The following is a 7,457-nucleotide window of genomic DNA, read 5'->3' on the forward strand; positions in this document are numbered from 1 at the left end:
GTGTTCCGTTGTGTTCCGTTGAAGAACATGCGGGTTCCGGCCGCCACGCGCATCGTCATCGGCGCCTGCATCGGTGTCTATCTATTCGCTTTGTACGGCCCGCTCGGCGAGGATGCGATGGTGGCCGGGCTGGGGCTCATCCCCTCCGTGTTGTTCGGCCGGGAGATCTTGCCGGACGGCTACCCGTACGTTCCCTTGATGCTGACGCCCGTCACCAGCATTTTCCTGCACGTGTCACTGATCCACCTGGCCGGAAACATGCTGTTTCTCTGGGTCTTCGGGGACAATGTCGAAGACGCCATGGGGCATGTCCGCTTCCTGGTCTTCTTCGTCCTCTGCGGCACGGCCGCCGCCATGGCGCACGCCTACATGAACGCCGGCTCGCACCGGCCGCTGATCGGCGCCTCGGGTGGCGTGTCGGGCGTCGTCGCCGCCTATCTCATTCTCTATCCCCGCGTAAGGATCTGGGCCCTGTTCTGGGTCGGAATTCCTTTGCATCTCCCCGCCTACTGGGCGATCGGCTTCTGGATCGCGCTTCAGATCGCGTCCGCTTTCCTCGGCGGCGACGAGGCCGTGGGCTGGTTTGCCCACGTGGGCGGCTTCTTCGCGGGCGTTCTGCTCATCCCGCTGATGCGCCACCGCTTCGATCCCGTTCTCGCTCGCGTGAAAGCGCAGGAGTTGCGCGCTTCGCGTTGACAATCGAAGCGCTCCCGTTAGGGTCCCCCACATTCAAGCCCACCCTTTCGGAGAGGGCCGGATCGACGGCTGAAACTCCGAAGCAGAGCTTTCCAGCGAGGCCATTTATGAAGCTTCTTGTGCCAGTGAAGCGTGTTGTCGATTACAACGTCAAGATCCGTGTGAAGGGGGACGGCTCGGGGGTTGAGTTGGCGAACGTGAAGATGTCGATGAACCCGTTTGACGAGATCGCGGTTGAAGAGGCGGTGCGTCTGAAGGAGCAGGGCAAGGCGAGCGAGATCGTCGCGGTTTCGGTGGGCCCGGCGCAGGCGGCGGAGACGATCCGCACGGCGCTCGCGATGGGGGCCGACCGCGGCATCCTGGTCAAGACGGACACGCCGGTGGAGCCGCTTGGGGTGGCCAAGATCCTGCAGAAGATCGTGGCGCAGGAAAGTCCGGATCTGGTGATCCTCGGCAAGCAGGCGATCGACGACGATTCCAATCAGACCGGCCAGATGCTGGCGGCGTTGCTGGGCTGGCCGCAGGGCACCTTCGCGTTCAAGATCAATGTCGGCGACGGCAGCATCGACGTGACGCGCGAGGTCGATGGCGGTCTGCAGACGGTGGGGCTCAAGCTGCCGGCCATCGTGACGACGGATCTGCGCCTGAACGAGCCGCGCTATGCGTCGCTGCCGAACATCATGAAGGCGAAGAAGAAGCCGATCGACGAAACGACGCCGGAGACGCTCGGGGTCGACGTGACGCCGCGTCTGAAGGTGCTGAAGACGACGGAGCCCGGCGGCCGCAAGGCCGGCGTGAAGGTCGGCTCGGTCGCCGAGCTGGTGGCGAAACTGAAGACCGAAGCCGGCGTGCTCTGAGCGAGAGGATTTTTAGACCATGACGACATTGCTGATCGCCGAGCACGACAACGCTCATCTGAAGGACGCGACGCACAAGGCGCTCTCCGCCGCCGCGGCGCTGAATAGCCCGGTCCACGTGCTGGTGGCGGGCGCCAACGCCAAGGCGGTGGCCGAGGCGGCGTCCAAACTGGCCGGCGTCGAGAAGGTGCTTTTGGCGGACGGTCCGGCCTACGAGCATCAGCTCGCCGAGCCGCTCGCTGCGCTGATCGTTTCGCTGGCGGGTCCCTATGACGCCATCGTCGCGCCGGCGACGACGACGGCAAAGAACGTCCTGCCGCGCGTCGCGGCGCTTCTCGACGTGATGCAGATCTCCGACGTCACCAAGGTCGTGGCGCCCGATACGTTCGAGCGGCCGATCTATGCCGGCAACGCCATCCAGACGGTGCAGGCGAGCGACGCCAAGAAAGTGATCACGGTGCGCACCGCCGCCTTCCCGGCAGCGGCAGAGGGCGGTGCGGCTCCGATCGAGACGGTGGCCTCGGCGGCCGATCCGCAGCTCTCGACGTTCAAGGGCCAGGAGATCGTCCAATCGGATCGTCCGGAACTGACCTCGGCCAAGATCATCATCTCGGGCGGGCGCTCGCTCGCCTCGGCGGAGAACTTCGCCAAATACATCGAACCGATCGCCGACAAGCTCGGCGCGGCCATGGGCGCTTCGCGCGCCGCGGTCGATGCGGGCTATGCGCCGAACGATTGGCAGGTCGGCCAGACCGGCAAGGTCGTCGCGCCCGATCTCTACATCGCAGTCGGCATCTCCGGCGCCATCCAGCACCTCGCCGGCATGAAGGATTCGAAAGTCATCGTCGCCATCAACAAGGACGAGGAAGCTCCCATCTTCCAAGTCGCCGATTACGGTCTCGTCGGGGATCTGTTCACAATCCTCCCGGAACTCAATGCCACGATCTGAGCGATTGCCGTAGCCATGACTATTTAGCGGCAATACACGTTGCCGCGTTCGTCGATGCCATAGCTTGGCCACCTGGACGCAGCTTTCGTCGTGCCAGCTGTGGCCGGCTTGTCCAAGTAGCCGTGTGGCGCACCGCCGCGTGAATGTATGCTGGCATTCGAGCAGGCGGCCACGAATATTGGCAATGCCGCAATAACTGCMGTCCGCACGAGCTTATTCATTTGGGCTTTCGACCTCCCGATCCGGTACCCATGCTCACACCGATCTCCGCATGACGTCGTCAGGGACAGGGCCCTGCAGGATTGAGAGAAGCTGTTGCCTCAAGATCTCAAGCGGTGCCGTGCCGAGAACGATTCCCGCGTCTTCGATCACCAGCGACGGAATCGACCGAATGCCGAGCCGTCGGGCGTGTGCTCGGTCGGCCTCGACGTTTTGACGGGTCTCCGCGCTGCGGAAATCGCGCCCGAAACGATCGATGTCCAGTCCGATTTCTTTGGCGATGTCGATCAGCACATTCGCATCTCCGATATTGCGATTGTCGGTGAGATGAGCGCGCTGAACGGCATCGAACATGTCCCAGTGAGCGGATTGTCCACCTTGGGTCTCGGCGGCTTTGCAGGCGAGCGTGYCGATCATGCCTGACGGATACTCGAAAGATTGTCCTCTCATTCCCTCGACATCGATCCGGCTCTTGTCGTCGTCGGCCTCGCGRCATTTTTCCCAATGGCCGAGGATCTCCCTCTTGGCGCGATCGAGCGAGCCCCAGGCGCTGATCATCTCCTCGCGCGAATCCTGGAGCACGAAGCTGCGATGGCGCACCTCGATCGGCAATTCTTCGCATAGTTCGCGAAGCCGCGGCGAGATGACGAAACACCACCCGCAAACGACGTCGTGATAAAAATCGATCTTAAGAACTTGTTTGGTCACAGCTTTGCGCTCCTGGATATCGTAATGACGGTTTCAATTGAATGGATGGACTTGGATCGGGATAACCGAACGGATGTCGAGGTCGCTATGCCGTCTTTCATGGCTTGGAGCCCCGCGCGTCGTGGACGATCTTGCCATCGACGACAGTCATGACCGCTTTGATATGGCGAATGCGATCGACGGGGACCGTCATGTAGTCCTCCGACAGCACCACGAAATCCGCGAGTTTTCCCTTCTCGAGCGTGCCGAGCTCGTTCTCGGAAAACAGGAGATATGCGTTCGAACGCGTATGAGCGATCAACGCCTCCTCGCGCGTCAATGTCGGCTGGGTGACGAGGGTGCCGTCGAGCGCCTGGCCGGTGACGGCCCACCCGAGCGTGACGAAGGGATTATAGACGTTGGCCATGACGGAATCCGAACCGAGCCCCCACGGCACACCGCTCTTTCGAACGAGGTCGATCGGTGGCATGCCTCGCGATTCGTCGCCGAGCGCCATGAGACGTCGGCGCCCGAATACAACAGGCCGGCTGTGCAAAGCGGCCATCATGCCCAGAGATTTCATGCGCTTGAGAGAAGCTTCGGAGAGCGTATCGCCATGCTCGATGGTCCAGCGCAAATGGGAGATCGGCGTATCGGCGGCGATCTTCTCGATGAGATCGAGATGTTGGGATATGGTGACGTCGCTCTCCGCGTGAATGCGCATCGGCCAGCCGGCTTTCGCAAGAGAGCGCAAGATGACTTCGAATTCGGCGAGATGGATCGGAAGCGGTGATCCGGGCTGACCGATCGCGTCCATCATCGGCATGTAGATCAGCTCGCCCGCGCCGATCAGCCGAAAATGCGCCGAGCCGGAGAAGGGTTTCATCTCACGAAGCTCGCGCGCAAAGGCCTCCTTGCCGCGCGAGCCATTGTCGTTGCGAAACCAACGGGTATGAAAGACGCGAATTGGAAGTTGGCCCGAAGCCGCCAACTTGGCGAAGGGGGCATAGTCTTCATCCCTGATTCCGAAGCCACCCATGTCGAAGATGGATGTGAGCCCCGTCGCGGCATGGTCGCGCATGACCGCAGCCGCGCCAGCGAGAGACTTTTCCGGAGTCCTGGACGGCAACTTTCGCATGACGAGATCCATCGCCCTGCCGGCAACCGCGCCGAGAGGGAGACCGCCGTCATCGGTCGGCATTTCGCCGGTCTCGGCGAGAATCTGGGAAGCAGGCCCTGTCAGCCCCGCTATTTTTGCCGCCGCGAGGTTGATGTAGGCGTGGCTATACATGTGTTGCAGATAGATCGGATGGTGCGGCGCCGCCTCATCCAGTTCCGCACGTGTAAAGACCCGCCCGTCACCAAACTGCGCATCCGTGAAGCCCCCTTGCGTGTAGATCCATTGGCCCTTCGGCGTTATCGCAGCCTTATGCCGGATGCGAGCGAGCGCATCCTCTCGTGTCGTGGCACCATCGAGGCGGACCTCCTCGGCCCAGGTTGCAGCGGCGCGGATGACGTGGACGTGATTATCGATCAGGCCGGGAATGACCGTTCGGCCTTCGAGATCGACACTTGCCGCGTCCGGACCGGCCGCTGCCGTCATATCGCTTTCAGTTCCAACGGCGAGGATGCGATTGCCGCGCACGACCAGGGCCTGCGCCGAACTGAACGCGGGGTCGACCGTGAGAACTTTGGCATTGCGGTAGAGAATGCTGTTATCGGTCGTGTTTTCTGCATGCGTCGAAGTCGTTGCCAGCGCAAGGATGGCGAGAGCCCTGATCAGCGCGTCGCGCATCGACTAAGCTCGCAACTTCTTGGCGATCTCGGCGACGTGCTTGCCTTGGAAGCGCGCGCCATCGCGTTCGATTTCGCTCGGCGCACGTGAACCGTCAGGTCCAGCAATCGTGCTGGCGCCATAAGGCGAGCCACCTGTGATTTCATCGAGCGTCACGAGCCCCGGGAAGCTATAGGGCAGGCCGACGATGATCATGCCGTGGTGGAGCAGGGTGGTGTGAAAAGAAAGAACGGTGCTCTCCTGCCCGCCATGCTGCGTGGCGGTCGAGGTGAAGACGCTCCCGACCTTGCCGATCAGTGCGCCCTTCCCCCAGAGGCCGCCGGTTTGGTCGAGAAAGTTTCTCATTTGCGCCGCCATGTTGCCGAAGCGGGTCGGGGTCCCGAAGATGATGGCGTCATAATCTGCGAGTTCATTGGGCTCGGCGACGGCAGCGGCTTGGTCGAGCTTGGCGCCCGCGGCGCGTGCGACCTCGTCCGGCATCAACTCCGGCACGCGCTTCAAGACGACTTCACAACCCTCGACGGAGCGAGCGCCCTCGGCGATGGAGTTGGCCATCGTCTCGATATGGCCATAGGTGGAATAGTAGAGAACGAGAATCCGCGTCATCGTTGAGTTCCTCAGCTGTAAGTGCAGATGAAGAGCGCCGTGAACGCGCGCAGATAAAGGGTCGGAGCGGCAGAACAGTTTTTACTGGCCGGATAGAATGAGCGTGAACGACAAGTCGCGTCGCATCGGCTCGTGACCGCGAGACGGGGAAAGGTCTCGGATTAGGAGACCTAGAAGTGCTGATCGATGGCCTCGGCGAGAAAGTCGAGAAACACGCGGACCTTGCGTTGGAGATGCCGGTTCGTCGCGTAGACCGCAAAGACATGCCGTTTCGGGAAAACATGATCCGCCAGCACCGGTATGAGGGCCTTCTTCGCAATCAACGGTCTTGCGAGGAAAGAAGGCAAGGCGCCGATGCCTGATCCCGCGAGAATCATATCGCGCAGCATGATGCTGTTGTTGGCGGAAAGCTTCGCAGGGATGTCGATACTGATGCTCCCTTCAGGTCCTGCGAGTTGCCAGCTCCCCGGACTGTCGGCCAGGGTATAGGCAAGACAGTCGTGGCGATGGAGATCGTCGATGGTTCTTGGGGTTCCGCGCGCCGCCAGGTAGCTCGGCGCGGCGCAGATGATCTGCTCGACGTCTGCGAGTTTGCGTGCGACCAGCGACGAGTCGCTCAACGTGGAGCGGACGCGGATCGAGATGTCGAAGCCCGCCGCGACGACGTCGAGAAGGTGATCGTTGAGGGTCAGATCGATCTTGAGATCGGGATACGACGCCATGAAGCGAGGCAGGATCGGGGATAAGACGGTCAGCCCGAAGGAGAGAGGAGCGTTGATCCTCAAGCGACCCGATACGTGGTCGGTATCCGCCGAAATGGACCGCTCGAGTTCGTCGAGCTCGTCGAGCAGACGGCAGCATTCCTCGTAGTAGGCTCTTCCCGTTTCGGTCAGCCCCATTCGCCGGGTTGTTCGCTGAATCAGAATTGCACCGAGACGAGCCTCGAGCCAACGTATCTGCTTTCCGAGGCCGGCCGGCGATAGCGCAAGGTCTTCCGCAGCTCGGCTGAAGCTTCCCCGCTCAACCACACGCCTGAAGGAGCGCATCGCGCCAAGCTGATCCATTGTATTGCCCATAGTGGATTGCGACAGGGGTGGTTCGACGTGCCGGTGCACGACACGGCCACGGCCCCATTGCTGTTGGAACGCACGGGGACCGTTTTTGTCGAGCACTATAGATATATTTCAGATTTTTCGGCGACCTGCGAGCGTTCTGGCAAATCAGAGCCAGGGGCAGCGACAACTATTTCATAGGCACGCAATTCTGGGGCATCCGAAATGGCAATCACCTACGGCACATCCGGGTCCGATCGAATTTCCGGCGGCAGCGAAAACGATGAGATCTACGGCTACACCCCGGTCGGAGAGAAAATCGCATCCGATCTGTATCGTCCCGTCTTCGCGACTGCGCCAGTCGGTGACACGGGACGCCTCTTCGTCGGTTCGCAAGGGGGCGTCGTCAAGATCTACGACTTGAGCGATCCGCAGGCTGATCCTGAAACGTTTCTGGACCTGGGGGGTCTCGTCAACAACAACACCGAAGCGGGCCTCTTGGGCTTCGCCTTTCATCCTCAGTTCGCTCAGAACGGGAAATGCTACGTCAACTATACCACGCCGGATAGGCCAGATGGATCCGGCCGAGACCAGAT

The 7,457-nt window shown here is 61.5% G+C and carries 8 protein-coding genes; 4 read left to right on the forward strand and 4 right to left on the reverse strand.

What is annotated here, in order from left to right:
• The 3 genes from AC1DT3_RS08395 to AC1DT3_RS08405 all read left to right on the forward strand — a co-directional run.
• Positions 1 to 696: rhomboid family intramembrane serine protease (locus AC1DT3_RS08395; RefSeq protein ID WP_477464797.1), on the forward strand; the 696-nt coding region annotated here is incomplete at its 5' end.
• Positions 697 to 803: 107 nt separating this feature from the next.
• Complete coding sequence (locus AC1DT3_RS08400; RefSeq protein ID WP_477464798.1) at positions 804 to 1,553, forward strand: electron transfer flavoprotein subunit beta/FixA family protein; 750 nt, start codon at positions 804 to 806, stop codon at positions 1,551 to 1,553.
• 19 nt (positions 1,554 to 1,572) lie between these two features.
• Positions 1,573 to 2,502: an electron transfer flavoprotein subunit alpha/FixB family protein gene (locus tag AC1DT3_RS08405; RefSeq protein ID WP_477464799.1), complete on the forward strand. Its 930-nt coding sequence runs from the start codon at positions 1,573 to 1,575 to the stop codon at positions 2,500 to 2,502.
• A gap of 255 nt (positions 2,503 to 2,757) precedes the next feature.
• On the opposite strand, the gene AC1DT3_RS08410 is transcribed toward AC1DT3_RS08405, so the two are convergent.
• The 4 genes from AC1DT3_RS08410 to AC1DT3_RS08425 form a co-directional block, all read right to left on the reverse strand.
• On the reverse strand, positions 2,758 to 3,429 hold the full coding sequence (locus AC1DT3_RS08410) for a DsbA family oxidoreductase (RefSeq protein WP_477464800.1): 672 nt from the start codon (positions 3,427 to 3,429) through the stop codon (positions 2,758 to 2,760).
• Positions 3,430 to 3,526: 97 nt separating this feature from the next.
• The gene (locus tag AC1DT3_RS08415) at positions 3,527 to 5,203 is read right to left on the reverse strand and encodes an amidohydrolase (RefSeq protein ID WP_477464801.1); all 1,677 of its coding nucleotides are present in this window, start codon (positions 5,201 to 5,203) and stop codon (positions 3,527 to 3,529) included.
• A 3-nt stretch (positions 5,204 to 5,206) separates the two neighbouring features.
• Positions 5,207 to 5,809, reverse strand: a complete 603-nt coding sequence (wrbA, locus tag AC1DT3_RS08420) for an NAD(P)H:quinone oxidoreductase (RefSeq protein WP_477464802.1) — start codon at positions 5,807 to 5,809, stop codon at positions 5,207 to 5,209.
• A 170-nt stretch (positions 5,810 to 5,979) separates the two neighbouring features.
• Positions 5,980 to 6,885: a LysR family transcriptional regulator gene (locus tag AC1DT3_RS08425; protein WP_477464804.1), complete on the reverse strand. Its 906-nt coding sequence runs from the start codon at positions 6,883 to 6,885 to the stop codon at positions 5,980 to 5,982.
• Between the two features lie 201 nt (positions 6,886 to 7,086).
• Here AC1DT3_RS08425 and AC1DT3_RS08430 point away from each other — a divergent pair.
• Positions 7,087 to 7,457, forward strand: a 371-nt coding sequence (locus AC1DT3_RS08430) for a PQQ-dependent sugar dehydrogenase (protein ID WP_477464803.1), incomplete at its 3' end; no start/stop codon positions are given.

The sequence above is a fragment of the Microvirga sp. P4_G7 genome (assembly GCF_056401005.1).